Genomic DNA, 25828 nt, shown 5'->3' with positions numbered 1-25828 from the left:
CATCAAGGAGCTGACCATGAGCTTTCTCGGCTTTCTTCTCCTCGGCCTCATCGCCGGAGCCATCGCCAAGCTGATCCTGCCCGGTAAGCAGGGAGGCGGGTGGTTCGTCACGCTGCTGCTCGGCGTCGTCGGCGCCCTGCTCGGAGGATGGCTCGGCAGCCTGATCCTCAACCGTCCTCTCACGGAGTTCTGGGACCTCGGAACCTGGCTCCTCGCCATCGGCGGCTCGATCATCGTGCTGCTGATCTACGGCCTCATCGTCGGCCGTGGCCAGAAGGTCAACGACTGACGCGCGACCCCACTCGACGCGCCCCCGCGTCATCACGCCCGTCCCTCACGGCTGCGACAGCATCCGTGAGGGGCGGGTCTTTTCGTTTCCCCCGGACCCGTCCTCGCGGGGATGGCCCGGCCCTACGGCGGGGCTCAGCTCACCGCCCCGCGGGCCTTGCGCTCCAGCAGCGCACGCTCGCGGTCGTTGCCCGCGATGCCCGCGGCGACCGCGAACTCGCTGCGGGCCTCGTCTTCCCGCCCGAGACGCCGCAGCAGCTCGCCACGCGTCGCCGGGAGCAGGTGATAGCCGCGCAGCGCGCCCGACGCCGCGAGCTGGTCGACGATGCGCAGCGCCGACGCGGGGCCCGTGGCCATCGCCACCGCCGCGGCGCGGTTCAGCTCCACGACCGGGGACGGGGCCAGGCGACCGAGCGCCTCGTACAGCAGCACGATCCGATCCCAGTCGGTGTCGTCGACCGAGGCCGCGATGGCATGGCACTCCGCGATCGCCGCCTGCAGGCCGTACACCCCGCGACCGCGTCCCAACCCGTCCGCCGTCGCCAGCGCGGCGCGACCCCGGACGATGCGACTGCGATCCCAGCGGCCACGATCCTGATCCGCGAGCAGCACCGGGTCGCCGTTCGCGTCGCGGCGGGCCGGGAACCGGGCGGCGGTGAGCTCCATCAGCGCGAGCAGACCGTGCACCTCCGGCTCGCGCGGCATCAGCGCCGCCAGCACGCGCGCGAGACGGATCGCCTCCTCGCTCAGCTCCGGACGCATCCACTCCGGGCCGCTGCTCGCCGCGTGCGCCTCGTTGAACACCAGATACAGCACGCCCAGGACCGCCCCGAGCCGCTGCGCATGCTCGTCGCGCGGCGGCACCTCGAACGGCGCATGGGCCGCCGCGAGCGTCTTCTTGGCCCGCACGATGCGCTGCTGCACGGTCGCGGTCGGCACCAGGAACGCCCGGGCGATCTCCTCGCTCGACAACCCGCCGACCACGCGGAGGGTCAGCGCGACCTGCGCCTCCCTCGACAGCACGGGGTGGCACGCGATGAAGATGAGCCGCAGCACGTCGTCGTCGACCTCATCGGGGTCCGACGGATCCCGCACCTCGGCCTGCTCGCGCTCCAGGTCGTGCGCGATCAGGGCCAGACGGTCGTCCAGCCGCTCCCGACGCCGCCACGCGTCCACCGCCTTGCGCTTGGCGACCCCGGTGAGCCACGCGGCCGCATTGCGCGGCACCCCGTCGACGGGCCACTGGCGCAGTGCGTCGACCAGCGCCTCCTGCGCCAGATCCTCGGCGAGCCCGAAGTCGCCGACCATGCGGGTGAGCGTGCCCACGATGCGTGCGGACTCGATGCGCCACACCGCGGCGACGGCCCGCTCCGCCGACCCCTCTGCGGGGGCGGAGCGTGCCGTCACGTCGTGCGCGTCCATCGGCCGGCGGTCACTGCTGCTCGGCGCGGCGGGCCTGCTCCTCGCGCCAGCCCGCCTCCTTCTCGATCCACTCGTTGTCGGCGGGGAAGTCCTCCGGGCCGGTCACGCGGCGCACCTCGAGGTACGACCCGGGTCCGAGCGGCGCACGGCTCGCCCACTCCGCAGCCTCCTCGCGCGACGACACCTCCACGATCCAGAAGCCGTTGAACAGCTCCTTCGTCTCCCCGTAGGGGCCATCGGTGATCAGCGGCTTGTCGGCGCTGAAGTCCACCACGAAGCCCTCCGCGGCGTCCGTCAGACCCTCGCCGGCGACCAGCACGCCCGCCTTCATCATCGACTCGTTGTATCGGCCCATGGCCTCGATGACCTGCTCGAAGGGCATCTCCTGGTACGCCGCCACCGCGTCGTCGGTCGCGCGCATGATGAGCATGAACTTCATGATGTTCTCCTTGTCGGATGGGGCCGTCTCTCGACCCTCTCACTGAAGACGTCGAACGGGAACGGCCCGGATCGACATCGACGGAGAACTTTTCCTCCGACGTCCGCGCCGCCGCGGATCAGGCGCGTCGAGAGGGGCGGGCGGAGACCTCGGCGACCACGCCCGTGAGGGCGGCGAGGGAGCGCTCGGGGCTCCAGGCCGCCGCGACCGACGGCGCCTCGGCGCGCAGCACGGCCAGACGATCGGCGTCGGTCAGCAGATCGCGGAGCGCGGTCGCCAGTGCGCCCTCGTCGCCCGCGGGCACCAGCACGCCGCCACCCGCCCCCAGCACATCGCGGATGCCGTAGCGGACGTCGTAGGACACGACCGGTGTGCCGTGCAGCAGCGCCTCCACGACCCCGAGCGGCTGCCCCTCGAACGCGGTCGACGTGAGCAGCAGCGACGCCCGGTCGAGCACCGTGGCCGGGTCGTCGGCATACCCGCCGAGCACCACGCGGTCGCCCGCGTCGAGCTGGGCGATCAGCGCCGCCAGCTTCTCCTGCTCCGGCCCCGTGCCCCAGATCTCCAGTCGCGTGCCGGCGACGTCGGCGGCGAGGAACGCACGGATCGCGTGGTCGATGCGCTTGCCGGGCGCGAGACGTCCCAGCACCACCACGAGACCGTCTTCGCGCAGGTCGGCGCGGGCCGTGACCGGCGCGATCGGGTTGGGCACCACGACGTGATTCGCGGACGCCCCGAAACGCGCGACCACGTCGTCACGCTGCGTCGCGGTCGGCCAGACCACCGCGTCGAAGCGGTCGGCCAGGCGGAACCACCGCGTCCACAGCGTGTTCATGGTCGCGTCCGGCGTGTACGGCGCCTCCACGTGCATCGTGTGGATCGTGTGGACGATGCGCACGCGCGGGTCGTCCCAGTCGGCGATGAGCTCGCCCAGCTGCCGCGACTCGCAGATCACGACGACGCGACGGTCGCCCGAGGCGGCCACGACGTGGTCGAGCCACGCCCGGTACAGGCCGCGGAAGCCGCGCAGGGCGCCGGCCACTGCTCCCGCGGCGTCGTACACCAGCACCGGCTCGTCGGTCAGGTGCCAGTCCGGGTTGCCCGGGATCACCGGGAGCGCGGCGAACGGGCGGTCCTCGACGTCGCGCAGCACCCGGTACTCGACGTCGGGGTCGGCGACGACGGCGGCATCGGCGGTCTCCCGCAGCCACGCGGCCGCCCCGCCCTCAGGTGCGACGGCCTCATCGAAGAGGTTGCGCATGCGCCCCGGGTCGGACAGCGCGCCGCGCTCCGTGAACACCCGTCGATGCTCCGCATGGTCGGCGGCGGTACCCGGATCGAACGTCAGCAGTTCCGGTCCGGCGCCGTCGCCGACGCCCGCCGCGGCCAGCATCCGGGCGCGGGCGAGGGTCGCGATCGTGTATCCGCCGTCGAGCCCCGGGATGAGGCGGCTGGACAGCACCAGGTAGTCCGCGTCCGGAAGCACGGGTGGGGACTCCTCGGTCATCGTCTCGCACCTCCTCGGCGGACGCGGGAGCCGATCACTCGCCCCCCGTCACTCCCACTCGATCGTCCCCGGGGGCTTCGACGTGACATCGAGCACGACCCGGTTCACGTCGCGCACCCCGTTCGTGATGCGGTTCGAGATCTTCGACAGCACGTCGTACGGCAGGCGCGTCCAGTCGGCGGTCATGGCGTCTTCGCTCGACACCGGACGCAGCACGATCGGGTGGCCGTACGTGCGGCCGTCGCCCTGCACGCCCACCGAGCGCACGTCGGCCAGCAGCACCACGGGGCACTGCCAGATCTCCTGGTCGAGACCCGCCTTCGTCAGCTCTTCGCGGGCGATGGCGTCGGCCTCACGCAGAATCTCGAGACGGTCAGCGGTGACCTCACCGATGATCCGGATGCCGAGGCCGGGCCCCGGAAACGGCTGCCGTCCGACGATTGCCTCGGGGATGCCCAGCTCACGGCCGATCGCACGCACCTCGTCTTTGAACAGGGCCCGCAGCGGCTCGATCAGCTCGAAGTCGAGGTCGTCGGGCAGGCCGCCCACGTTGTGATGCGACTTGATGTTCGCGGTGCCCGCGCCTCCGCCGGACTCCACCACGTCGGGGTAGAGCGTGCCCTGCACGAGGAACTTCACCGGGGCGCCGCCGTCGGCCTTCGCCTCTTCGACGAGGTCGAGCTGCACCTTCTCGAACGCGCGGATGAACTCGCGGCCGATGATCTTGCGCTTCTCCTCCGGGTCGGTCACACCCTTCAGGTGTCCGAGGAAGGTCTCGGCCGCGTCGACCGTGATGAGCCGCACGCCGGTCGACTCGACGTAGTCCTTCTCGACCTGCTCGCGCTCGCCCTTGCGGAGCAGCCCGTGGTCGACGAACACCGCCGTGAGCTGGTCGCCGATGGCCTTGTGGACGAGGGCGGTCGAGACCGCGGAGTCGACGCCGCCGGACAGCGCGGAGATGACGCGGGCGTCGCCGACCTGCTCGCGGATGCGCTCGACCTGCTCGGCGATCACGTTGTCGGGGTTCCAGTCGGACGCGAGGCCCGCGCCCTTGTGGAGGAAGTTCTCCAGCACGCGCTGGCCGTGGTCGGAGTGCTTGACCTCGGGGTGCCACTGCACGCCGTAGAAACGGCGCTCCTCGTTCGCGAACGCCGCGACCTTGGTCGCCTCGGTCGTGGCGAGGACCTCGAAGCCCTCCGGCGCCTTCGCGACCTGGTCGCCGTGACTCATCCACACGTTCTGCTCCGCGGGCTGCCCGCCCAGCAGGACGCCGCCGTCGCCGGAGATCACGGCATCGGTGGCGCCGTACTCGCGCAGCCCGGTGTTCGCGACCTCGCCGCCGAGGGTCTGCGCCATGTACTGGAAGCCGTAGCAGATGCCCAGCGTGGGCACGTCGAGGTCGAACACGGCGGGGTCGAGCTTCGGCGCCCCCTCCTCGTACACCGACGACGGGCCGCCGGACAGGATGATCGCCACCGGGTTCTTGGCGGCGATCTCCGCGGCCGTGGCCGTGTGCGGCACGATCTCGCTGTAGACGCCGGCCTCCCGCACACGACGGGCGATCAGCTGCGCGTACTGCGCGCCGAAGTCGACGACGAGCGCGGGGCGCTGCTGGGTCTCGGACTGTTCGGTCAACGGACACCTTCCGGGGCGGTCGCGGAGGCCTCCTCGGCCTCCCGGGTGGCGAGATAGGACTTCACTTCACGGGCGACGATGGCCTCCATGAAGAACGACAGCAGCGGCACGACACCGCCGAGGGCGAGCAGGATGAACCGCGGGAACGGCCAGCGCATCAGGCTCCACATGCGGAAGCATGCGAACAGGTAGACCACGTAGAACCAGCCGTGGGCCACCAGGATGAACAGCGACAGGTTGAAGCCGTCGCCCAGCGACGTCATCTCGCAGGAGTTCGTCATCGGGGCGAACAGCGACCACCACTGGCAGTCGGGGCCCGCGATCACGCCCGCGAACCAGAGCGGTCCGCCGGAGCCTCCCGCGAAGAGCTCGAGGTGGATCGGCGTGTACTTGAGCACCATCTCGGTCAGCAGCAGGAGCAGCATGACTCCCGTGATGATCGACGCGATCTGGTAGAACTTCAGCGCACCGCGGATCGCCGGAAAGCTGGCGACTTTCGGTTCGGGCATGGGTCCAGTCTAGTCGGGGTCGCCCGATGCCGAATCCGGCCGGCGGCTCCGTCGCCCGCGGCACGACGGAGGCCGCCGGGATCGCTCCCGACGGCCTCCGCTGCGATCATCCGCTCCGGACTCAGAACCAGCCGGAGATGAGGTCCCACAGCCAGTCGATGATCGCGCCGACGATGCCGCCCGCACGGTTCACCGTGACGGTCGCGGTCGCCGCGTCACCGTCGGCCTGAGCCGCCGAGACCGTGTACTTGCCCGGCTGTGCGCTCTTCGGCACGGTCACCTGCGTGGTGAACGTCCCGTCGGCGCCGACCTGCACCGTGCCGACCTGCACCGCCGCGCCCTTCTTGGGCTGCAGCGCGATCGTCACGGTCTCGCCCGGCACATACCCCTCGCCCGTGACCGTGAGCTTCTTGCCCGCGGCCACCTTGGAGGAGCCGAGCTCGATCGTGCCGGCGAACTCCTCCTGGCCGGCGATCGTGAGGGGCACCTGCACCGTGGTGCCCGTCGCGGGGACGTTCACCGTCAGCACCTGGTCGCCGAACACCCCGGACGGCACCGCGAACGTGAGCGCCGCACGGCCACCCTCGTCCGTGGTGTCGACCACGGCCGGGTCGACCGTGCCCGAGGCGAGCGCCGTGTCACCGAGCGACAGCGTCACCTCGCCCGGTGCGGCCTCTCCCCCGCTGAACGCGAGCGACGAGAGCGACACCGTCACCTGGTCGCCGGCGCTGTACCCGTCGGCATCGGCCGGGCTGAGCGTCACGCCGACCGCGCGCTGGGCGAGATCGGGCGTCGCGGTCTTGTTCGCGTCGAACCAGTCCACCATCGACTGCAGGTCGATCTTGCCGGTGTCGCGCTTGCCCGCGCCCTCCTTGAAGGTGGCGAAGTTGTCGCCACCCGCCGCGAGGAACGAGTTCGCCGCCACCGTGTACTGCGCGTCCGGGTCGACCGGGACGCCGTTCAGCGTGATCGACGTGATGCGCGAGCCCTGCGCCGCGGTCGGGTCGTACGTGTAGACGAGACCCTTCGAGACGCCGAGCTTGAGGAACGGACGTGCCGACCCCGCCGGCTGCCACTGCTCCTCGAGCACGCCCTTGAGCTGCGTGCCGGTGAGGGTCAGGGTGACCAGCGTGTTGGCGAAGGGCTGGACCGTGGCCGCCTCGCGGTACGTGACGTTGCCGTTCGGATCGCTCGCGGACGACGACGCGTACGTGAGATTCGCGCGGATGCCTCCCGGGTTCATGAGCGCCAGGTCGGCGCCCGTGGACCACTGCTGCACGTCGGCCACGAAGTTGCCGATCGTGGACTCGCCGCCGCGGTTCTCCGAGCCGTTCGTCTGCCGCGCCCGGTTGAAGTCGGCGGTGATGTCGCCCACCTTCACGGCGCCCAGCACGTCGGCCTCGGCCTTGGCGGCGTCGACGATCGCCTGCACCTCCGGCACCGCCGGGTACAGCGGCTTGCCTGCGGCCGTGAGCGGCTTGATCTCGTTGGTGATCGAGAGCAGCTCCTTCGTGGTCGGGTCGACCTGCAGGTTCATCAGCCCGAGGTTCTCGCCGTACTGACCGGCGGAGACCACGGGGCGACCGTCGATCACGTGGTTGTACGCGAGGTGCGTGTGCGCCGACACGATCGCGTCCACGTCGTCGTCCACCCCGTAGACGATCTCACCCAGCGGGGAGTCCTCCGTGATGGCCGACAGCGCGGTGCTCTCGGCCCCCTCGTGCACGAGCAGGATCACGACATCCGCCTCGCCGTTGGACGCGTCACCGTCGCGCAGGTCGTCGGCCACCGCGTTGACGGAGTCGACGATGCTGCGCACCTCGAGATCGGCGATGCCCTCCGGGGACACCAGCGAGTCGAGGTCTTCCGTGACGGCGCCGACGAACCCGACGCGCACGCCGTCGACCTCCTTCACCCAGGCCGGGGCGAGCGCGGGCTCACCGGTCTCGGTGACGAACACGTTCGACGAGATGTACTCCCAGTCCGCACGGTCCTGCACGCGATCGCGCAGGTCCTCCCAGCCCTGGTCGAACTCGTGGTTGCCCGCGGCGCTCACATCGAGGCCCGCCGCGTTGAGCGCGTCGATCGTGGGGTTGTCGTCGTTGATGAAGGAGGTGAACGTCGACGCGCCGATCAGGTCGCCGGCTCCCGCGAAGATCAGGTTCGGGTTCGCGTCACGGAACTGCTGCACCGCACCGGCGAGCACCGCGGCACCGGCCGCGGCCCCGTCGGCCTCGATGCGGCCGTGGAAGTCGTTCACCGTGACCACGTCGATGCTCACCGGCGGGATCTCCGCGGAGACGCCGACGATGATCGGGTCGTGGTCGCTGGAGCGGTACGGGGTGCCCTCCTCGGTGGCGCCGAACGCGTAGCCGCGGTCGCTCCACTCCGGCGAGTTGATGCCCCAGACGCCCGCGCCGGTGATCGACGAGACGAGCGACGGCGACGCGATCACGTGGTCGAGCGAGCCGAGCTCGCCGTCGAACGTGTACGTGTACTGACCGTCGGTCTCGTCGGCGACCAGGTCGCTCCACCCCTGGGAGGTGAAGACGTCGATCGGATCTTCCTTGCCGTAGGCGTTGAAGTCGCCGATCAGGAGCATGTCGCTGCTGCCGGTCGTCTCTTCCAGCTCCGCCGTGAAGGCGAGGATCGCGTTCGCCTGCGCCACGCGGTCGGCGTTGAAGAAGCCCTGGCCGTCGGCCGGCTCCGCCCCCGCACCCTCGGGCGGCGACTTCGACTTCAGGTGGTTCGCGACCACGGTGACCACGCGGCCGTCGATGTCGAACGCCTGCGCGATCGGCTCGCGCGCGTTGCCCCACACCGACTCGTCGGTCGTCGTGAGACTGTCACCGACCCGCTTCACGGCGTCCTTCTTGTAGATGATCGCGTTGGTGATGTAGTCGGTCGTCGCCGCATCGTTCAGCGCCTCGGGCGTGGGCACGTAGCCCCACACGTCGCTGCCGGCGTCGGCGTTCAGGCCGGCGACCAGATCCTTCAGCGCCGTGTCGACCGGCTTGCCGAGCTTGACCGAATTCTCGATCTCCATGAGCGAGACGATCTCGGCGTCGAGGCCGTTGATCGCCGCGACGATCTTGGACTTCTGGATCGCGAACTGCGCGGCGTTCGCGGCGCCCCGCGCGTTGGAGTTCTCGCTCTTCAGCGTCGTGAAGTAGTTGTAGACGTTGAACGACGCCACCTGCACGTCGCCGCCCACCTCGGGCGCCTCCGTCGGACGCGGGTTCGTCGCCGCGAAGCCGACCTTCAGCTCGGCGGGCGAGGAGTCGTCGATCGGCACGACCGGCTGCAGACGCCAGTCGTCGAAGCCCCACTGCAGCACGTAGCCGTTGTCGCCGAAGTCGACCGTGTCGCCGTTGCGGACGACCTGGTCCTTCGTGAAGTAGGGCTGCTGACCCGGGTGGCCGCTGTTGGTCACCTGGATCGACCAGCCGTCGTCGAGCAGGATGCGATTGGCGCGGTTGGCCGCGGCGATCGCGGCGGCGTCGGCACCGGGACGCGTGGTCTCGGTGCTCTTCACGGCCAGGGCATCTCCTGCGTTCAGCCACAGCGTGCCGTAGTTGTACAGCTGGTGGCTCGACGCCAGGCGGTAGGTGCCCTCGGGCGCGACGAGCATGTTCTCGTACTGCTCCCGGTCGGCGCCCTGCACCGTGGCGGGCAGCGGAGTGACCGCGGGCACGCCGACGCCCGGCGTGACCACCGTCACGTCCGCCGCGGCGGCCGGGTTCACCTGCGTCTGGCCGTAGTACTCGCTCACGGTGCCGGTGACCGAGACCAGGTCGCCGATCGCGAGCGTGGGGGCCAGCGCGTTCAGGAAGACGAAGACGCCGTCGGAGGCGCCGGGGGTCGCGTCGGTCGCGCCGCCCGAGCCCTGGGTCTGGATGACGATGCCCTTGTAGCCGCCCGTGCGGTAGTCGGCGGTGACGACGCCCTCGACCTGCACGCGCGTGCCGTTCAGTGGCGAGACATCGGTGGTGCCCTGCACCTCGGCGATGGTCGCCTTCTGCGGCTCCGTGCCGGGGTCGGTGCCCGGGTCGGTGCCGGGGTCGGTGCCACCGGAGTTCTGCGGGGTGATGGTGGCGGACAGCGAGAAGTCGACGCTGTTGTCGTCGGTGTCCGCGCCGTTCGTGCGGTTCAGCGACCGCACATCGGTGTTGCCCGACGGCGCCGTGGCCGCCTTCGTCTCGAACGTGTTGGAGGTGCCGTAGCCGAGCAGGTCGACGACGCCGTCGGCTCCCGCAGCGGACCCGGGGGCGAGCGTGATCGCCGTGGTGCCCTCGACCAGGGCGATGGTGCCGTTCGTGCCGCTCGGGGTGAGGCCGGTGACCGCGTCGGGCGTGGGCAGCGCGGCGCCGTTCGTGCCGTTGCTGTTGCCCTGCACCAGGAAGTAGCCGCCGGCGGGGATGCTGCCGGTGAGCGGCGCGATCCCGGTGAACGCCGCCGAGCCGGTCGCCGAGCGGTACTGCAGGGACATGCCGTCGAGCGACACCGCCTCGGACGTGGGGTTGTACAGCTCCACGAACTTGTTCGTGTACGCCGCACCGGCACTGCCTCCGGAGAGGTACGCCTCATTGATCACCACCCCGGTCCCGGTCGGATCGGCGACGGCGGGCGTCGCGACCAGCGAGCCGAGGCCCAGGGTGGCGACGCAGGTCACGGCGAGAGCGCCGATGCGCCCCCTGGTTCTGCGGTGCGAGACGGGGGTCATGGGCTCCCCGTGCTCTGAAGCGGACATCATCGGTGCTGTCTCCTCGATCGTGTATCGACCCTGCTCAGGACGCTGTCACCGCACGCATCGGGAACTCCCAGCGTGCGCACATGGAGCGAGCATACGAAGCGGGTCGGACATCCTCAACGGAGTTTTCACGATGGTCACCGACTGCTCACCGAAGGGCCGCGCGCACCCCTGACGAAGGTTCACATCGGGGCACGGCCGCGCGCAGAAGCGCACCGGAGGTCGCGCGGATGCGCACGCCGTTCAGGCGCTCTCGGCCGCCGCCGCGTCCTCGAACTCCTCGACCTCGCGCTCCCACGCGTCCTTCGCCAGGCGGTACCAGAGGTAGAACGCGAAGCCCGCGAAGATCGCCCACTCCACCGCGTAGAACACGTTGAGCCAGTTCACCGGCGACTGCTCATCGGGCGCCGGCGAGGAGATGTCCTCGAGGCCCGCCGTCGCGGTGGTCGAGGCGAGGTACGGGCGGTACACGTCGAGCTGCTCCGTGTCGTGCCAGCGGCTGAGCAGCGCGGCGGGCGACATGCGGTCGAGACGCTCCGGGTCGCTGCGCGGCGGCACCGACGGCCCCTCGTCCGAGATGATGCGCCCCGCCACCTCGACCGGGCGACCGTCGGCCTCCGCGGCCAGGCGCTCCACCGCGGCATCGGCGGCCGCGCGGTCGGGAGCCCAGCCGATCGCCACCGCGATCGACACACGCTCGTCCACCCGCAGCTGTCCGGTGACCCAGAACCCCTCGACGCCGTCGTTGAAGCGGCTCGACACCACCAGGAAGTCGTCCGGGATCCACGTCCCGCTCGTCTCGACCCGCTGCCCCACGAGGGGTTCGGCGAGGTACTGCCCCGGCTCGACCACGTCGGACAGCGGCCGCACCTGCTCGGTCACGCCGGGCGGCGGCGGGTCGGTCTCGATCGCGCGCTCCAGCTGCCACTGCCCGAGCCACGCGAACACCCCGGCGACCACGAGGCACAGCAGCAGCATGCCGATCCAGCGTCCGCGCAGCATGACCTCACGGAGGGTCGGCGGGAACGGGGCGGGGGCGGTCACGGTGCAGCGGCGGCGGCTCAGGCCTCGTACGGGGCGAGCACGACCTCGACCCGCTGGAACTCCTTGAGGTCGGAGTATCCGGTGGTCGCCATCGACTTGCGCAGCGCGCCGATGAGGTTCGCGGTGCCGTCGGCCACGGGCGCAGGGCCGTACAGGATCTCCTCGAGCGTGCCGATGCCGCCCACCTCGACCCGGCGGCCGCGCGGGAGCTTGGGGTGGTGCGCCTCGGGGCCCCAGTGGAAACCCTGCCCCGGCGCGTCGGTCGCGCGGGCGAGAGCCACGCCGAGCATGACCGCGTCGGCGCCCATCGCGAGAGCCTTCACGATGTCGCCCGAGGTACCGACGCCGCCGTCGGCGATCACGTGCACGTAGCGCCCGCCCGACTCGTCGAGGTAGTCGCGGCGCGCAGCGGCGACGTCGGAGACCGCAGTGGCCATCGGGGCGTGGATGCCGAGGGTGGCGCGCGTGGTGGACGCCGCTCCCCCGCCGAAGCCGACCAGCACGCCGGCCGCGCCCGTGCGCATCAGGTGCAGCGCCGCGGTGTAGGTGGCCGCGCCGCCCACGATGACCGGGACGTCGAGGTCGTAGATGAACTTCTTGAGGTTGAGCGGCTCTGCCACGCTCGACACGTGCTCCGCCGAGACGGTGGTGCCGCGGATGACGAACAGGTCGACACCCGCCGCGGCCACGGTGTCGTAGAACTCCTGGGTGCGCTGCGGCGTGAGGGAACCGGCGACGGTGACACCGGCCTCGCGGATCTCGGCCAGGCGCCGCGTGATGAGCTCGGGCTTGATCGGCTCGGCGTACAGCTCCTGCATGCGCACGGTCGCCCGGTCGTCGGCGAGACCCGCGATCTCCGCGAGCAGCGGCTCCGGGTCCTCGTACCGGGTCCACAGACCCTCGAGGTCGAGCACGCCCAGGCCGCCCAGCTGGCCGAGCATGATGGCGGTGCGCGGGCTCACGACGGAGTCCATCGGCGCGCCGAGCACCGGGATCTCGAAGCCGAAGGCATCGATCGTCCAGGCGGTCGACACGTCCTCCGGGTTGCGCGTGCGCCGCGAGGGCACGACCGCGATGTCGTCGAACGTGTACGCGCGACGGGCGCGCTTTCCTCGGCCGAGCTCGATCTCCATGGTCACCCGTCCAGCCTACCGGGCACCCCGAGGGGGCGCGTGCCCGCGGTCACCGGGCCCGTGCCACGCGGCGCTCGTCCCACACCGGCTCGTCCGACTCGTACACCTCGCCGTCGGAGCCGAACACGAGGAACCGGTCGAACGACCGCGCGAACCAGCGGTCGTGCGTGACCGCGAGCACCGTCCCCTCGAACCGCGCCAGCGCCTGCTCCAACGCCTCCGCCGACTCCAGGTCGAGGTTGTCGGTCGGCTCGTCGAGCAGCAGCAGGGTCGCGCCGGACAACTCCAGCAGCAGCACCTGGAACCGCGCCTGCTGCCCACCGGACAGCGACTCGAACGTCTGCAGCGCCTGCCGCACCAGCCCGTAGCGGTCGAGCGCCGAGCTCGCGGCGTCCCGGGGCATCCCCGCCCGGCGGTCGTCGCCGCGGTGCAGGATCTCCAGCAGCGTGCGTCCGACGAACTCCGGGTGCGTGTGGGTCTGCGCGAACAGCCCCGGCACCACGCGCGCCCCCAGCACCGCGCGACCGGTGTGCGCGACGGGACTCAGGTCTTCCGCGGCGGAGGAGACGTGACCCAGGGTCGGGTCGGGGTCGCTGCCGCCGCGCGCGAGCAGTCGCAGGAAGTGCGACTTGCCCGAGCCGTTCGAGCCCAGCACGGCCACGCGGTCGCCGAACCACACTTCCGCGTCGAAGGGACGCATGAGCCCGGTGAGCTCGAGCCGCTCGGCCACCACGGCGCGCTTGCCCGTGCGCGAGCCCCGCAGGCGCATGTCGAACTCCTGCGCGGGCGGACGCTCCTCGGGCGGCCCCGCCTCCTCGAACTTGCGCAGTCGCGTCTGCGCCGCCTGGTAGCGGGAGGCGAAGCCGTCGTTCGCCGAGGCCTTCACCTTGAGGTTCGCGACCAGCACGCGCAGCTTCTCGTGCTGCTCGTCCCACCGACGGCGCAGCTCGTCGAGCCGCTCCATGCGGTCGATGCGCGCCTGCGGGTAGGTCGCGAAGCCGCCGCCGTGCACCCACGCCGTCGAACCGGCCGCCCCTGGTTCGAGCGTGATGAGCCGGTCGGCCGCGCGGGCGAGCAGCTCGCGGTCGTGCGACACGAGCAGCACGGTCTTCGCGGTCTGCCGCAGCTGTTCCTCCAGCCACCGCTTGGTCGGGACGTCGAGGTAGTTGTCCGGCTCGTCGAGCAGGAGCACCGCGTCGGGTCCGCGCAGCAGGGCCTCGAGCGCCAGGCGCTTCTGCTCGCCGCCGGACAGCGACGTGAGCTCGCGGTACCGCGCCCGCTCGAACGGCACGCCGAGCGCCGCCATCGTGCACTGGTCCCATACGGTCTCGTGCTCGTAGCCGCCGGCGTCGGCGTACTCCGCGATGGCTGCGGCGTACGCCATCTGCGTGTCGTGCTCATCACGGTCGATCAGGGCGTTCTCCGCCGCGTCGAGGGCTTCGGCGGCGGCGCGGATGCGGGCGGGGGCGACGCGCACGAGGAGCTCATGCACGGTCTGCCCCGGCTCGCCGTGCCCGACGAACTGATCCATCACGCCGAGTCCGCCGTCGATGGTGACGACGCCGTCGTCGGCCGCCTGGTCGCCGCGGATGATCCGCAGGAGCGTGGTCTTGCCCGCGCCGTTCGGCCCGATGAGCGCGCTCGTCGAGCCGGCGCCGACCCGGAACGAGACCTCGTCGAGCAGCGGTCTTCCGTCGGGAAGCGTCAGCGAGATGCCTGATGCGTCGATGTACCCCACAGTGCGTGGCCGTCCTTCCGCCCGCGCACAGCGAGCCGACCAGACTATCAGGATGCTGCGGACGAGGAGGTCCGGGTCAGTCCGCGCGGCTCAGGGTCTGCAGCACCTCGGTCTTGGGCGCCGCCGGCAGGACGAAGCGGAACTCGGTCCCCACGCCCTCCTGACTCGTCACGTCCATCGAACCGCCGTGCGCCAGCACGATCGCGCGGGTGATCGTGAGGCCGAGCCCCACGCCGGGCACGGCATTCCGCGTGGCCGTCGAGGCCCGGAAGAACCGCGTGAAGAGCATGCCCTGCTCGTCCTCCGGGATGCCGACGCCGGTGTCCGCGACCGAGATCTGCACGCCGCCGTCCACGCGCCGCACGGCCGCCGTGACCCGGCCGCCGCTCGGCGTGAACTTGATCGCGTTCGACAGGAGATTGTCGACGGCCTGCCCGATCCGCCCCGGATCCACGAGCAGCCGGATCGGCTCGTCGCCCGCGTCCGCCACCAGCTCGATGCCCTCCCGCTGCGCGTGCGGGCCCGCGGATGCGACCGCCGACCGCACGAGCTCGGCGACGTCGGCCTCCACGCGCTCCAACGGGAAGCGCCCCGACTCCACCTGGGCGGTGAACAGCAGGTCGCCCACCAGGTTGAGCAGGCGCTTCGCGTTGCGCTCGATGATCCCGACGAACTCCTGCTGATCCTCGGTCAGCGGCTGGCCCGGATCGTTCTGCAGCAGGTCGAGGAAGCCGATGATCGCGCTGAGCGGCGTGCGCAGCTCGTGCGAGATCATGCCCACGAACTCGTCCTTCATGCGGGCCACCTCCACCGCCCGCGTCTCATCGGTCAGCACGAACAGGTAGCCCTGCTGGGCACCGGAGCCGTCCTTATGCGGACTCACCGTCACGCGCGCGGGAACGGTCGTGCCGCCCGCCGTGGTGACCTCCACGTCGCCGTCGACCGTGACCCCCTCGTCGGCCTGCGCGAACAGCGCCCGGATGCCCTCGGGCGCCGGCCCCGCACTCGCCCCCGCGACGGACGCCTCACCCGACGCCTCCCGTCGCGCTGCCGTGTCCTCCGCGAGCATCGACAGCACCGTTCGGGAGAAGAACCGGTCGATGCGAACGTCGTCGAGCGCCTCGTCGACCGTGAGCCCGAGCAGCCGCACGGCCCCGGGATTCCACGCCGTGATGCGCCCCGCGCGGTCGGTGGCGATCACGGCCTGCGCGGTGATCGACGACCACAGGCTCTCGAACGAGTCCAGCAGCACCCGGTACTCGTGCTCCTTCTGCCGCAGCTGCACGATCATCGCCACGTTCTCGGACAGCGCCCTGGTGCGCTCGGTCACCAGATCCTCGGCCTGCTCCACCCGCATCCTCTGCTGCCGCGACAGCTCGTTCACCACGGCGGCGACCGCCGCGAACACGAGCGGCCCCACCACGCCGCGCAGCCACACGACGGCGTTCGACGGCGGGTCGGTGATGTACGGCATGAGCAGAGCGAGCGACGACAGCGCGCCGACCACGAACACCCACCGGATGCCGGGGGCGGCCGCGATCCAGATGATCGGCAGCAGCACGAGCGAGCTGAACAGCGACGCTGCCCCGCCCGTCCCCGCACGGAAGAGGCCGAGCCCCACGATGTCGAGCATGGGGACCGCCAGCACGATCCAGCCCTCGCGCACGTGCAGGGCGCTGAGCACCCCGGCCTGCAGCGTGGCCAGCAGCACGATGCCGATGCCGATCAGCGCCGCGCCGAGGTGCGTGAACGGCAGCCCGGGGATGGCCCACGTCATGCTGCCCGCGATCACCGTCGCGACCAGGGTGGGCGCCTGCTTCACGATCGGACTCGGGTTGTCGAACACCCGATACCAGCGGCTCTCGGCGCGCTCGAGCGGCGTGGCCCTCATCGCGGCACCCCCTCGACCACGCGGTGCAGGTCGGCCCCCGTGACGGGTTTCGGCAGCGCCGCGTCGGCCGGCGGGTAGTCCGCGACATCGAGCACGGAGCTGACCACGAGGTAGCAGTCGGGGAAGCGCTCGTGGATGAGACGCGAGCAGGCGTGACCGGAGATACCGGGGAGCAGCAGATCGAGCACGGCGACGACCGGATGGATGTCGGGGAAGGCGGCGATCGCGGACTCGGCATCGGGCGCGATGAAGACGTCGAAGCCCTCCCGGTCGAGGTACCGCCCCAGGAGTGTCGCCTGATCGGCCGCGTCCTCGACCACGAGCGCCAGCGGCCTCCCGGTCATCGGAGGAGCAGCTCTCGCACGACCACGATCACGACCACGATGCCGAGGGAGATCAGGGCCTGCGGGATGAGCCGCTTCTCGCGCCTGGCGTCCTCGGCGATCTCCTCGACCTCGGCGTCATGCGAAGGTGCGTCCGTCATGAGTCCACCCGTCCGACCTTCTCGGTCTTGATCCACGAGGCGTCGGCGCGGCGCCACTCCTTGAGGTACGAGTCCACCGTGATCGCGCACAGCAGGGAGCCATAGCCGCACACGTAGAGGAGCAGCCCGGCGAAGAAACGCCCTCCGGGCAGGGGCTCGACGGCACGCGCCAGCCAGATGCCGAGCATCGACACGGGGCCCCACAGGTAGAAGAACAGCAGCCACCCGAATCGCGCCTGATCCGTCGCCTCTTCGCCGAAGAGGTTCAGCAGACCGTCGAGCGTCCACGGGAACAGCGCGATGAACATCAGGATCAGCGCGCCGAGGCCGGGGAACATGATCGCCTCGCGCCACGACTGCCGGCCGATCCGCGGGTCGAGCTGCACGGAGTACAGCATCGAGAAGATGTAGATGCACGCGGCGGCGATCCACATGAAGCGGAACACGAACTCGGCGATGTCGCTGTGCAGCAGCAGGAGCGCGATCAGGCCGGCGGCGGCGAGCAGCATGAACGCCGGCAGCAGCAGGATCGTGAACCACGCCAGGCCGAAGCCGACGCTGCCGAGGTTGTGATCGCGGCTCGGGCGGAACCACAGCTTCTTGTAGATGGACGTCAGCTGCACGTTGCCGCGAGCCCACCGCAGCCGCTGCTTCCACAGGCTGTCGATCGTGCGCGGCTCCTCCGCGAGCACCACGGCGTGCGGCTCGAACACCATCCGGCGTCCGTGGAGCTGGCTCTCGAACGTGGTCATCGTGTCCTCGGCGAGGGTCCCGGTCGGGATGCGACCGCCGATGGCCTCCAGGTTCGCGCGGGAGTGCAGCTGGGCGCCGCCCGCGAGGCACGCGATGGCGCCGCCGACGTTCTGCACGCGGCGGGCCGAGAGCTGTCCGATCACGTACTCGATCGCGATGAAGCGCGTCAGGTAGTTGCGGTCGCGGCTGCCCTCCGCGATGTACGCCGTGACCGCGCCGACCTTCTCGTCGGCGAGGTGACGCGTGAGCTTGCGCAGCGAGTCGCGCGCGAAGATCACGTCGGCGTCCATGATGAGCACGGCCTCGGTCCAGTTGTCGGCTAGCACCACGTCGAGCCCGTGGTTGAGCGTGTGCGCCTTGCCCTGGCCGCCCTGCTCGCGCCGCAGATGCACGACCCGTCCGGGGTATGCCGCGGCCTTCTGCGCCACGATCTCGGGGGTGTCGTCGGTGGAGGCGTCGTCGACCACGAACACGCGCAGCCGCTCCGCCGGGTACTCCAGCTGCAGCAGCCTCTCGATCGCCGGGCCGATCACCATGCCCTCGTTCCACGCCGGGATCACCACCGCGACGTTCGGGTGGTACGGGGCGGCCTTCGGGTAGTGGTTCCGGAACGCGTGCAGCGGGAGCGCCAGGAACTGCAGGCCCGTGTTGATGACGGGCAGCGTGCCCACGAGCACGCACAGCAGCAGGACGACCACGATCACGGTCTCGTACCAGGCGAGGTCGGGCATCAGCCGCTCACCTCCACGCCGTCGAGCAGCGGAAGGATGCGGGAGTAGCGGCCGACGTCGGTGGCCACGTGACTGTCGGTCGACGCCACGACCTCGGCGCCCGCGTCACGCAGGGCGGCCAGTGCGTCGGGCCCGGGGCACGCCCACTTCTCGTTCACCTCGACGAGCGTGCCGGTGGCCGCGGCGGCGCGTGCCCACTCGCGCAGCCGTTCGGCGCCCAGCTGCTCCTCGGACAGGCCGATCTTGGGCAGGATCGAGAAGCAGTGCGCGAGCTGATTGCCGGGGTGGCGGTGCATGGTCGCCACGACGGCCCCCACGAACTGGTCGAGCACGTCGTCGGCCGCCCAGCCCGCGGCGATGCGTTCGCGGACGGCGGTGGGGCCGAGCGGCCCGTCCTCGCCCGGGAACTGGTGGTCGGCGATCAGGATGCGGTCGATCCCGGCGGGGAGCGCGGGGATGTCGAGCGCTCCGGACGCGTCGAGGATCTTGGCCTCCACGCCCGTCAGCACCGTGAGCCCGTCCGGCGCTCGCAGGGCGCGGACGGCGGCGAGGTACTCCGGCACCCAGGTCGTGCTCTGGCGCACGTGATCCACCAGGCGCACGGTGTCGAGCCCCGCGGCGACCGCGGCCGCCACGTTCTCCTCGAGTGTGGAGACCGCGTCGTCGGAGAAGGTGGAGTGCACGTGATGGTCCCCCCGGAGCACCGCGTGACTCATACGTCCTCCTGATGACCGGCGTGCTCCGAGACGAGCACGTCGTCGACCTCGACGATCACGTCTTCCAGGAACCGCACCGACGCGACCTCGCGGAACGGCACCTGCACGGGCAGCTCGCGGCCCAGGAACAGGTCGGCGACCAGCGACGGGATGTCCACGCCGGCGGCGATCGTCAGCGGGAGCGCGCCGGGGAAGCGCGGGTTGACCTCGAGCAGCACGGCACGGCCGTCGCGGTCGCGGCGCAGTTGCACGTTGGCGACGCCCACCAGGCCGATCGCCCGGGCGATCGCGGACGCGGTCTCCTCCAGCTCGGGGTCGCGCAGGGTGCGTCCGGCGATCGCGACGCCCGAGTCGACCCTCGCCCTGGTGCGCGGCACCGCGGCGACCACTGCACCGGAGGCGTCGGAGATCACGTCGACCGAGTACTCCTCGCCGGGCAGGAAGTCCTGCACGATGAGGCCCTCGTCGGTCGGCAGGGCGTCGAGCGCGGCGCGGTCGGGCACGAGGCGGATGCCCCGGCTGCCCGCTCCCTGGCGCGGCTTGGCGAACACCGGGAACTCCCAGTCGACCGCGGCGGCGTCGGGACCGGCCAGCACGGTGCGCGGGGTGCGTCCGGTCGGGGCGCAGCGCTCCGCGAGGGCGAGCTTGTCGAGGGCCGTGTGCAGCGTGTCCGACGAGGGCGCGGCCAGCACCGCGGGAGCCAGCTCGTCTCGGCGGTCCGCGAGCGCGATGAGCTCCACGTCGACGGTGGAGATCACGAGGTCGAGGTCGTCCTCGGCCACGAGGCGCGCGATCGCGGGCACGAAGTCGTCGTCGCGTCCGGGCGGCACCAGGCGACGCTGCTCCGGCGGCACCAGGTAGATCCCGCTCGCCCAGCCGTCCATGTCGGCGGCGAACACCGTCAGGTCGGAGCGACGGAGCAGGGAGCGGATCACCGCCACCCCGGCCGGTCCGCCCGCCCCGGTCACCAGCACGCGCTGCGTCATTCAGCTCTCCCGTCGTGTGAGTTCGTGTGCGCCGACGAACTCCGCCGTCTCGCGCACCACTTCCAGCGGCTCCACCGCGTCGCCCCCGCCGAATCGCGACCAGTACCGCGCGGTCGCGGTGACGAACTCGGGGGCGAGGTAGTCACGGCTCGCGGCGGCCTGCGACTGGAAGCACTCCAGCAGGCGCAGCTTCTCGTCGAGGAAGCGGTCGATGCGCACGAAGCGCGTCGGTCGGTAGTCGATCGTCGAGGAGGGGCTCTGGTAGCACGCGACGGTGCCGACACGACGGGTCGCGACGATCGTGGCCTCGCTCACGGCGCGATGGTCCTGGTGCCGATCGTGCGGGGAGTGCGTGTAGACGATGGTCGGCTGGATCTCGCGCACGACCTCTTCGATCAGCCGCACGGTGGAGCCGCCGCCGGAGATCTCCGTGTCGACGAGGTCTTTCAGGAACAGGCGGGCGCCGATCCGCTCGGCCGCGGCGAGCGACTCGTTCTGGCGGCTGTCGGCGTCTCCGCCCCTGGCTCCGCGGGACAGCGTGAGGATCGTGATCGCGTCGCCGGCGGCGGCGTGGGCCGCGAGGATGCCGCCGACCCCGATCTCGACGTCGTCGGGGTGGGCGCCGATCGCGAGCACCACCTCGGTCGTCCTCGCCTCCTCGCGTCGCCGTCGCCCCTCCTCCACCAGGCGGGTCACGGCTTCCACGAGCCGGGCGTTGTCGAGCGGCTTGGTGAGGAACTCGTCGGCCTGCGCGCGCAGGGCGGACACGGCGTATTCGACCGAGACGTGCGCGGTCATCACGATCACCGGCACGGTGGGGATCGTGCGGCGCAGCTCGGCGAGCAGCTCGAGGCCGCTGAGACCCGGCATCTCGATGTCGGTGACGACCACGTCGGGGCGCACCTCGGCGACGCGGTCGATCGCGGAGCGCCCGTCTTCCGCGAGGTCGACGATGCAGCCGGCACGGCGCTCCAGCACGGTCTTCACCAGCAGGGCGACATCGTGGTCGTCGTCGACGACGAGAATGCGGGGGGCGTCCTCAGACATGTACGGCTCTCCTTGGGGAGCTTCCCTGCCGGTGGGGGCCGGCGTCGCGATCCCGGTGCCTTCATCACCGGATCCGCGGGGAAAGTCGAGCGGGGTACGTCGATTCTGGCACAGGCGGGCAGACCCGGCCGCGCAGCGGCGTCAGGTCGCCGCCCGCGCCGCCCGCTTCTCCTGCTGGTACACCCGGATGGCCTCGTATCGCTCGGCCGAGCGGGCCTGGCGCTTGGCCGCCTCCGCCTCCCGGTTCTTGGGCGGCGCGGTCGTCACGAGATCGTCCAGCAGCCGTCGCGTGGCCGCAGCGATCTCCTCGACGGCGCGATCGAACACGTCCCTGTTGACGCGCGAGGGCGCCGTCGCCCCGGAGATCTTGCGGACGAACTGGAGCGCCGCGTCGTGGCACTCCTCATCGGTCGCCGCGGGGGCCAGGTTGTTCAGGGGCACGATGTTCCGGCACATACCCGCACGCTACGCCCCGCCCCTCCCCCGCGGAAGCACAGACGAGCACCCGCCACAACCACAGGTACTCCGGCACGCTCACCGGAACCGCGGATTTCGCCGGGGTTATCGTGGCTCATGTCGTACCGAACAACACCTTGTACACCTACCCCTGACCCGGAGTGAGCATGTCAACGACCAGCTTCGACGTTTCCCGTGAACTGGCTCGCCTCCTCGAAGAAGGTGCCATCACGATGAAGGCGCTCGAGGTGATGACGGGTATCGATCACGTGAGGCTGCGGAAGCTCCTCGTCGTAGCACCGGCGGCCGTCGGAATGGACTCGTCACCGGCTGTGCTCACCGGGCACGAAGCGGCTCGTCTCTCCGCGCTCGTGGCCCAACTCACGGAGGCCAGCGGGATCGGCGACGATGATCGGCTCCGCGCGACCCTCGAGTCCCTCACCGGAGCACTGCACCTCACCCCGGGGAACATCGCGCGATTGACCGGTCTCTCCACGGACGTCGTCCAGACCGTGCTCGCCGGTGACCGCCCGCTGCCGGGTGACGAGAAGTATGCCGTCGCCATCCGGTGCTCGTACCTCGTGAACGCGGCGAACCTCGCACGACCGCGCTGACGCCCAGGGGATGGCACGCCGACGGCGCCGTCGCTACGCTCTGGGCTACGCACGCTCAACCGAGGAGAGACCATGACGAACCCCCCGCCCCCCGAGGCGTCGCAGCCCGGCACCCCTCCCCCCGCCTGGAACAGCACCCCCGCGAACGGCCCGGCCGCCGCGTACCCGCCGCCGCCCGGTCCCGCGGCTCCCGGCGCCTACGGCCAGACCGCGCCGCCCTCGCCTCCCGGACGCGTGTTGTCGATCGTCGGACTCGTGCTGGCGTTCCTGCTGCCGCCGATCGGCCTCATCCTCAGCATCATCGCCGCGGTGCAGCTGGGGAAGGCGCACGCGCCGAAGGGCCTCGCGATCGCCGGCATCATCGTCGGCGCGGTGCTGACCATCCTGGAGATCATCGGCATCATCCTGCTGGTGACCGTGTTCGCGGGCATCTTCGGGATGTGCGCCGAGCTCGGCCCCGGCGTGTGGGAGGTCGGCGGCGTCACCTACCGCTGCGGCTGAACCCGCAACACACACGCACGAGGGGCCGGATGCTGCGCGCATCCGGCCCCTCGTCGTCGCCCCGGTGCGGGGCGCTGTTCACTTCTTGTAGTTGGGCGCCTCGACCACGATCTGCACGTCGTGCGGGTGCGACTCCTTGAGCCCGGCCGAGGTGATGCGCACGAACTTGCCGCGGGCCTTGAGCTCCTCGATCGTGCGGGCGCCGACGTAGAACATCGACTGCCGCAGCCCGCCGACGAGCTGGTAGGCGACGGCGGAGAGCGGGCCGCGGTACGGCACCTGCCCCTCGATGCCCTCGGGGATCAGCTTGTCGTCGCTGGGCACGTCGGCCTGGAAGTAGCGGTCCTTGGAGTAGGAGGTCTGCTTGCCGCGGGTCTGCATCGCCCCGAGCGAGCCCATGCCGCGGTACTGCTTGAACTGCTTGCCCGACTGGAACACGATCTCGCCCGGCGACTCGTCGGTACCGGCGAGCAGCGAACCGAGCATGACCGCGTCGGCGCCTGCGACGAGGGCCTTCGCGATGTCGCCCGAGTACTGCAGGCCACCGTCGGCGATCACGGGGATGCCGGCCGGACGGGCCGCGAGCGACGCCTCGTACACGGCGGTCACCTGCGGCACTCCGACGCCCGCGACCACGCGCGTGGTGCAGATGGAGCCGGGGCCGACGCCGACCTTGACCGCGTCGACGCCCGCGTCGACCAGCGCCTGTGCGCCCTCACGCGTCGCGACGTTGCCGCCGATCACGTCGATGTGGGCGAAGGACTCGTCGGCCTTGAGGCGCTTGACCAGGTCGATCACGCCCTGCGACTGGCCGTTGGCCGTGTCGACCACGAGCACGTCGACGCCCGCGTCACGCAGCGCCTCGGCCCGCTCCCACGCGTCGCCGAAGAAGCCGATCGCCGCACCGACGCGCAGGCGGCCCTGGTCGTCCTTGGTCGCGAGCGGGTACTTCTCGCTCTTGTCGAAGTCCTTGATGGTGATGAGCCCGGCGAGCTTGCCGTCCTCGTCGATCAGCGGCAGCTTCTCCACGCGGTGCTTCGCGAACAGGGCGATGACCTCGCCCGCCGCGACGCCCACCGGTGCGGTGACGAGGTTCTCGCTCGTCATGACGTCTTTCACGAACGTGGTCTGACGCTCGAACCCCGAGACGAACCGCATGTCGCGGTTCGTGATGATGCCCACCAGGCGGCCCTCGGCGTCGACCACGGGAAGGCCCGAGATGCGGTACTTGGCGCACAGCGCGTCGACCTCCTCCACCGTCGCGTCGGCGGTCGTGGTGATGGGGTCGGTGATCATGCCCGACTCGCTGCGCTTGACGCGGTCGACGTGCGCGGCCTGGTCGGCGATCGACAGGTTGCGGTGCAGGATGCCGATGCCGCCCTCGCGCGCCATCGCGATGGCCATGCGCGACTCGGTGACGGTGTCCATGGCGCTGGACAGCAGAGGCGTCGCGACGGAGATGCGACGCGTGATCCGCGACGACGTGTCAGCCTCACTGGGGATGACGTCGGTATGCCCCGGCAGGAGCAGAACGTCATCGTAGGTCAGTCCGACGAAGCCGAAGGGATCGTGCTGGTCCATGGAATCTCCTCCTGCGCGCGTGGCGCGGGTCCGGGTGCGAGTGGGTGGTCGACATCGGCCGGGGCGGGGCTGTGCCCGTATGCAGATTCTAAGCGAGACACGCCCGAGAACATTCCCAGTCCCCCGTCGTTACCGGACCGTTGGCCCGAGAGGTAGGTGATTCGCGGATCGCCCATTACGCTCAAGTGCGTCGTCCATCCCCGCGGTTCGACCCGAGTCCGCGGAGACAGCACTCACAGTGGAGGTTGCGTGGGACCCACAGCACTCGCCGGACCGCGGAAGCGCCCCTGGGCTTTCGTCTTCTTGGGAATCCTCATGGCGCTCGCGGCCTCACTGCTGCTCCCTCCCTCAGCGGCCTCCGCCGACACCACCGACGACGGGCAAGAGGTCACCGACTTCTACTTCGCGGGTGTGGTCACCAACGCCGATGAGCCCGTCGAGGGCGTGGTCATGTCGATCGAGGGCAACGGCTTCGAGGCCGAGACCGAGACCGACGCCGAGGGCAAGTGGCGCCTGTACGTGCCGGAGAAGGAGACGTACACCCTGACGGTGGACGAGTCCACGCTCCCCGACGGTGTGATCGTCGACGCCTCGCAGCTGCCCGAGGGCATCCAGCCGGTGTCGGGCACGACGGCCTCGTTCGAACTGGAGTTCGGGCTCACCGGCACCAAGATCGTCAACCTCTTCCTCGGCGCGGGCGAGCGGGTCACGGTGTCGTTCCTCGATCAGCTGCTGTCGCGCATCGTCGGCGGCCTGAACTTCGGGCTCCTGCTCGGCCTCGCCTCCATGGGGGCGGCACTCATCTACGGCACCACACGGCTGTCGAACTTCGCGCACGGCGAGATGGTGACCTGGGGCGCCGTGATCACCCTCGTGTTCACGACCTTCTGGCAGCTGCCGCTGTGGGCGGGCATCATCGCGGCGGTGATCGGCGGCGCGGCCCTGGGCTGGGCGCTCGACGCCGGCATCTGGAAGCCGCTGCGCCGCAAGGGCCTCGGGGTGGTGCAGCTCATGATCGTGAGCATCGGCCTCTCGCTCGCGCTGCGGTACACGCTGCAGTACATCATCGGCGGCAACACCTATCAGCTCCCCGGCGCGAGCCCCGAGCCGATCCGCCTCGGGCCGATCTCGCTGTCGTACATCGACATGATCGGCATGGCCACCAGCATCATCGTCATCCTCGGCGTCGCGTTCTTCCTCACCCGCACCCGGACGGGCAAGGCGACGAGGGCGATCTCGGACAACCCGCAGCTCGCGGCCGCCTCCGGCATCGACGTCGACAAGGTCATCCGCATCGTGTGGATCCTGGCCGGCACGCTCGCCGCCATCTCGGGCATCCTCTGGGCGTACTTCCGCCCGGGAGTGAAGTGGGACATGGGCATGCAGATGCTGCTGCTGATGTTCTGCGCCATCACCCTCGGCGGCCTGGGCTCGGCGATCGGCGCCCTGATCGGCTCGATCATCGTCGGGCTCGCGGTGGAGGTGTCCACGCTGCTGGGCGTCCCCTCCGACCTCAAGTACGCCAGCGCCCTGGTCGCGCTGATCATCATCCTGCTCGTGCGACCGCAGGGCATCCTCGGACGCAAGGAAAGGTTGGGCTGAC

The 25828-nt window shown here is 70.9% G+C and carries 22 protein-coding genes; 4 read left to right on the top strand and 18 right to left on the bottom strand.

Going from position 1 to position 25828, the window contains the following annotated elements:
* Positions 1–16: 16 nt before the first annotated feature.
* Positions 17–289 carry a GlsB/YeaQ/YmgE family stress response membrane protein gene (locus KZC56_RS09785; protein WP_136033553.1) on the top strand — a complete coding sequence of 91 codons (273 nt, stop codon included), beginning with the start codon at positions 17–19 and terminating at the stop codon, positions 287–289.
* A 134-nt stretch (positions 290–423) separates the two neighbouring features.
* On the opposite strand, the gene KZC56_RS09780 is transcribed toward KZC56_RS09785, so the two are convergent.
* From KZC56_RS09780 to KZC56_RS09700, 17 genes are all read right to left on the bottom strand, one after another.
* The gene (locus tag KZC56_RS09780) at positions 424–1710 is read right to left on the bottom strand and encodes an RNA polymerase sigma factor (protein WP_372490578.1); all 1287 of its coding nucleotides are present in this window, start codon (positions 1708–1710) and stop codon (positions 424–426) included.
* Between the two features lie 10 nt (positions 1711–1720).
* Positions 1721–2149: a YciI family protein gene (locus tag KZC56_RS09775; protein ID WP_136033557.1), complete on the bottom strand. Its 429-nt coding sequence runs from the start codon at positions 2147–2149 to the stop codon at positions 1721–1723.
* Positions 2150–2267: 118 nt separating this feature from the next.
* Positions 2268–3656, bottom strand: a complete 1389-nt coding sequence (locus tag KZC56_RS09770) for a glycosyltransferase (protein ID WP_247638461.1) — start codon at positions 3654–3656, stop codon at positions 2268–2270.
* A gap of 48 nt (positions 3657–3704) precedes the next feature.
* On the bottom strand, positions 3705–5291 hold the full coding sequence (gene guaA, locus KZC56_RS09765; RefSeq protein ID WP_136033560.1) for a glutamine-hydrolyzing GMP synthase: 1587 nt from the start codon (positions 5289–5291) through the stop codon (positions 3705–3707).
* Positions 5288–5800, bottom strand: a complete 513-nt coding sequence (locus KZC56_RS09760; RefSeq protein ID WP_136033563.1) for a DUF3817 domain-containing protein — start codon at positions 5798–5800, stop codon at positions 5288–5290. The genes guaA and KZC56_RS09760 overlap by 4 nt, the downstream gene beginning before the upstream one ends.
* Before the next feature lie 121 nt (positions 5801–5921).
* Positions 5922–10553, bottom strand: a complete 4632-nt coding sequence (locus KZC56_RS09755) for an ExeM/NucH family extracellular endonuclease (protein WP_247638460.1) — start codon at positions 10551–10553, stop codon at positions 5922–5924.
* A 240-nt stretch (positions 10554–10793) separates the two neighbouring features.
* Positions 10794–11552: an SURF1 family protein gene (locus tag KZC56_RS09750; RefSeq protein WP_247638875.1), complete on the bottom strand. Its 759-nt coding sequence runs from the start codon at positions 11550–11552 to the stop codon at positions 10794–10796.
* Between the two features lie 59 nt (positions 11553–11611).
* Positions 11612–12727 carry a GuaB3 family IMP dehydrogenase-related protein gene (locus KZC56_RS09745; RefSeq protein ID WP_136033579.1) on the bottom strand — a complete coding sequence of 372 codons (1116 nt, stop codon included), beginning with the start codon at positions 12725–12727 and terminating at the stop codon, positions 11612–11614.
* A 49-nt stretch (positions 12728–12776) separates the two neighbouring features.
* Positions 12777–14465 carry an ABC-F family ATP-binding cassette domain-containing protein gene (locus KZC56_RS09740; RefSeq protein ID WP_206251653.1) on the bottom strand — a complete coding sequence of 563 codons (1689 nt, stop codon included), beginning with the start codon at positions 14463–14465 and terminating at the stop codon, positions 12777–12779.
* Positions 14466–14541: 76 nt separating this feature from the next.
* A complete protein-coding gene (locus tag KZC56_RS09735; RefSeq protein WP_136033570.1) occupies positions 14542–16356 on the bottom strand; it encodes a sensor histidine kinase in 1815 nt (604 codons plus the stop codon).
* Positions 16353–16700: a response regulator gene (locus KZC56_RS09730; RefSeq protein ID WP_136033572.1), complete on the bottom strand. Its 348-nt coding sequence runs from the start codon at positions 16698–16700 to the stop codon at positions 16353–16355. Before KZC56_RS09730 ends, KZC56_RS09735 begins: the two co-directional genes overlap by 4 nt.
* The gene (locus KZC56_RS09725; protein WP_168387313.1) at positions 16697–16840 is read right to left on the bottom strand and encodes a hypothetical protein; all 144 of its coding nucleotides are present in this window, start codon (positions 16838–16840) and stop codon (positions 16697–16699) included. Before KZC56_RS09725 ends, KZC56_RS09730 begins: the two co-directional genes overlap by 4 nt.
* The gene (locus KZC56_RS09720) at positions 16837–18324 is read right to left on the bottom strand and encodes a glycosyltransferase family 2 protein (protein ID WP_247638459.1); all 1488 of its coding nucleotides are present in this window, start codon (positions 18322–18324) and stop codon (positions 16837–16839) included. The genes KZC56_RS09725 and KZC56_RS09720 overlap by 4 nt, the downstream gene beginning before the upstream one ends.
* On the bottom strand, positions 18324–19040 hold the full coding sequence (locus KZC56_RS09715) for a PHP domain-containing protein (protein ID WP_247638458.1): 717 nt from the start codon (positions 19038–19040) through the stop codon (positions 18324–18326). Before KZC56_RS09715 ends, KZC56_RS09720 begins: the two co-directional genes overlap by 1 nt.
* Positions 19037–20026 carry an ATP-grasp domain-containing protein gene (locus KZC56_RS09710; RefSeq protein WP_136035182.1) on the bottom strand — a complete coding sequence of 330 codons (990 nt, stop codon included), beginning with the start codon at positions 20024–20026 and terminating at the stop codon, positions 19037–19039. Before KZC56_RS09710 ends, KZC56_RS09715 begins: the two co-directional genes overlap by 4 nt.
* Positions 20027–21073 carry a response regulator gene (locus KZC56_RS09705; protein ID WP_136035183.1) on the bottom strand — a complete coding sequence of 349 codons (1047 nt, stop codon included), beginning with the start codon at positions 21071–21073 and terminating at the stop codon, positions 20027–20029. It lies immediately after the preceding gene.
* 141 nt (positions 21074–21214) lie between these two features.
* Positions 21215–21529, bottom strand: coding sequence for a DUF2277 domain-containing protein (locus KZC56_RS09700; RefSeq protein WP_136035184.1), 315 nt, complete (start codon positions 21527–21529; stop codon positions 21215–21217).
* Between the two features lie 167 nt (positions 21530–21696).
* Between KZC56_RS09700 and KZC56_RS09695 the strand changes: the two genes are divergently transcribed.
* Both KZC56_RS09695 and KZC56_RS09690 read left to right on the top strand, forming a co-directional pair.
* Positions 21697–22143: an HTH domain-containing protein gene (locus KZC56_RS09695; RefSeq protein WP_247638457.1), complete on the top strand. Its 447-nt coding sequence runs from the start codon at positions 21697–21699 to the stop codon at positions 22141–22143.
* 72 nt (positions 22144–22215) lie between these two features.
* Positions 22216–22644 carry a DUF4190 domain-containing protein gene (locus KZC56_RS09690; protein ID WP_247638456.1) on the top strand — a complete coding sequence of 143 codons (429 nt, stop codon included), beginning with the start codon at positions 22216–22218 and terminating at the stop codon, positions 22642–22644.
* 78 nt (positions 22645–22722) lie between these two features.
* Here the strand turns inward: KZC56_RS09690 and guaB are convergent, their stop codons facing one another.
* Positions 22723–24225: an IMP dehydrogenase gene (gene guaB / locus KZC56_RS09685; RefSeq protein ID WP_136035187.1), complete on the bottom strand. Its 1503-nt coding sequence runs from the start codon at positions 24223–24225 to the stop codon at positions 22723–22725.
* A 315-nt stretch (positions 24226–24540) separates the two neighbouring features.
* On the opposite strand from guaB, the gene KZC56_RS09680 reads away from it, so the two are divergent.
* Complete coding sequence (locus KZC56_RS09680) at positions 24541–25827, top strand: branched-chain amino acid ABC transporter permease (protein ID WP_136035188.1); 1287 nt, start codon at positions 24541–24543, stop codon at positions 25825–25827.
* Position 25828: the final 1 nt, after the last annotated feature.

Origin of the sequence: Microbacterium sufflavum, assembly GCF_023091155.1 — a bacterium.
Classification (GTDB): domain Bacteria; phylum Actinomycetota; class Actinomycetes; order Actinomycetales; family Microbacteriaceae; genus Microbacterium; species Microbacterium sufflavum.
Note: the sequence above shows the minus strand (reverse complement) of the source record. Positions and strands in the feature narration are given on the sequence as shown.

Bases quoted from the DNA above. Each gene is read 5' to 3' on its own strand.
- KZC56_RS09710 (WP_136035182.1), bottom strand. From the start codon at position 20,026: ATGACGCAGCGCGTGCTGGTGACCGGGGCGGGCGGACCGGCCGGGGTG.
- KZC56_RS09735 (WP_136033570.1), bottom strand. From the start codon at position 16,356: ATGAGGGCCACGCCGCTCGAGCGCGCCGAGAGCCGCTGGTATCGGGTG.
- KZC56_RS09720 (WP_247638459.1), bottom strand. From the start codon at position 18,324: ATGCCCGACCTCGCCTGGTACGAGACCGTGATCGTGGTCGTCCTGCTG.
- KZC56_RS09700 (WP_136035184.1), bottom strand. From the start codon at position 21,529: ATGTGCCGGAACATCGTGCCCCTGAACAACCTGGCCCCCGCGGCGACC.
- KZC56_RS09730 (WP_136033572.1), bottom strand. From the start codon at position 16,700: ATGACCGGGAGGCCGCTGGCGCTCGTGGTCGAGGACGCGGCCGATCAG.
- KZC56_RS09705 (WP_136035183.1), bottom strand. From the start codon at position 21,073: ATGTCTGAGGACGCCCCCCGCATTCTCGTCGTCGACGACGACCACGAT.
- KZC56_RS09780 (WP_372490578.1), bottom strand. From the start codon at position 1,710: ATGGACGCGCACGACGTGACGGCACGCTCCGCCCCCGCAGAGGGGTCG.
- KZC56_RS09775 (WP_136033557.1), bottom strand. From the start codon at position 2,149: ATGAAGTTCATGCTCATCATGCGCGCGACCGACGACGCGGTGGCGGCG.
- KZC56_RS09680 (WP_136035188.1), top strand. From the start codon at position 24,541: ATGGCGCTCGCGGCCTCACTGCTGCTCCCTCCCTCAGCGGCCTCCGCC.
- KZC56_RS09755 (WP_247638460.1), bottom strand. From the start codon at position 10,553: ATGATGTCCGCTTCAGAGCACGGGGAGCCCATGACCCCCGTCTCGCAC.
- guaB (WP_136035187.1), bottom strand. From the start codon at position 24,225: ATGGACCAGCACGATCCCTTCGGCTTCGTCGGACTGACCTACGATGAC.
- KZC56_RS09785 (WP_136033553.1), top strand. From the start codon at position 17: ATGAGCTTTCTCGGCTTTCTTCTCCTCGGCCTCATCGCCGGAGCCATC.
- KZC56_RS09750 (WP_247638875.1), bottom strand. From the start codon at position 11,552: ATGCTGCGCGGACGCTGGATCGGCATGCTGCTGCTGTGCCTCGTGGTC.
- KZC56_RS09725 (WP_168387313.1), bottom strand. From the start codon at position 16,840: ATGACGGACGCACCTTCGCATGACGCCGAGGTCGAGGAGATCGCCGAG.
- KZC56_RS09715 (WP_247638458.1), bottom strand. From the start codon at position 19,040: ATGAGTCACGCGGTGCTCCGGGGGGACCATCACGTGCACTCCACCTTC.
- KZC56_RS09770 (WP_247638461.1), bottom strand. From the start codon at position 3,656: ATGACCGAGGAGTCCCCACCCGTGCTTCCGGACGCGGACTACCTGGTG.
- KZC56_RS09695 (WP_247638457.1), top strand. From the start codon at position 21,697: ATGTCAACGACCAGCTTCGACGTTTCCCGTGAACTGGCTCGCCTCCTC.
- KZC56_RS09690 (WP_247638456.1), top strand. From the start codon at position 22,216: ATGACGAACCCCCCGCCCCCCGAGGCGTCGCAGCCCGGCACCCCTCCC.
- KZC56_RS09745 (WP_136033579.1), bottom strand. From the start codon at position 12,727: ATGGAGATCGAGCTCGGCCGAGGAAAGCGCGCCCGTCGCGCGTACACG.
- KZC56_RS09760 (WP_136033563.1), bottom strand. From the start codon at position 5,800: ATGCCCGAACCGAAAGTCGCCAGCTTTCCGGCGATCCGCGGTGCGCTG.